This is a genomic window from Lentibacillus populi (assembly GCA_014642895.1).
GTDB lineage: Bacteria > Bacillota > Bacilli > Bacillales > Amphibacillaceae > Lentibacillus_C > Lentibacillus_C populi.
Genome location: BMJD01000118.1, coordinates 1 through 886, shown reverse-complemented (window position 1 = coordinate 886; position 886 = coordinate 1). Strand labels below are relative to the sequence as shown.

1 protein-coding gene is annotated in these 886 nt (G+C 35.6%); it reads left to right on the top strand.

What is annotated here, in order from left to right; translation table 11 throughout:
* Positions 1-148 precede the first annotated feature (148 nt).
* Positions 149-886 (top strand): cyclase family protein (locus IEX12_RS23155; RefSeq protein WP_286171354.1); only part of this gene is annotated, 738 nt, incomplete at its 3' end.

Here is an 886-nt window from a genome sequence, read left to right as displayed (position 1 = left end):
AAATAGTACTCAATAATAAAATTAAAAATTTGACAAAAAAAATAAGCCCTCACAAGGCTTACAGTGTTTTTTTGGAAGTGAAACTGTCAAACTCCCGGGGCAGGTAAAATATAACTAACAACTATATAAAAGAAACGGAGTGATGATTTTGGAAAATGAATTGATAGATTTAAGCCACGTAATTGAGGATGGCCTTATTACATATAAAGGTCTTCCTGGTCCTATTATCTGTGATTATTTAACGAGGGAAACGTCACGAAAAAATTATGAAGAAGGAACGGAATTTCAGATTGGAAAAATAGAAATGGTATCAAATACGGGAACTTATGTAGATGTTCCGTTTCACCGCTATGCTGATGGCAAAGACTTATCTCAAACGGGAATTGATAGATTGGGTGGAATGGAAGGACTATTCATTTCCATTGATCAATCTATTAAAGAAATAGATAAAACATTCTTTTACGAAAAAAATATAAGAGGAAAAGCCGTATTGATTCATACAGGCTGGGACAGGCATTGGAACACAGATGATTATTTTGAGAATCATCCTTATTTAACCGCAGATGCGGCAAACTACCTTGCTGATAACGGTGTCGCCATGGTTGGCATAGATTCATATAATATCGATGACACTTCAGGGAGATCCAGACCTGTTCACACCATTTTATTGGGAAAAGAAATCCCTATTGTTGAACATTTATGTAATCTGGAACAATTGATGGGCAGAACCTTTGAATTTGAATTTTATGCTGTCCCTCCTAAATTTAAAGGAGTCGGAACCTTTCCTGTTGTATGTGTAAAATTATACTCGGTAGTAATTGCGGTACTTTTTGATAGCCAAAAAAGAGAAGGCGCTCTATCATTAAAATGTATGCTTTGCACGGCA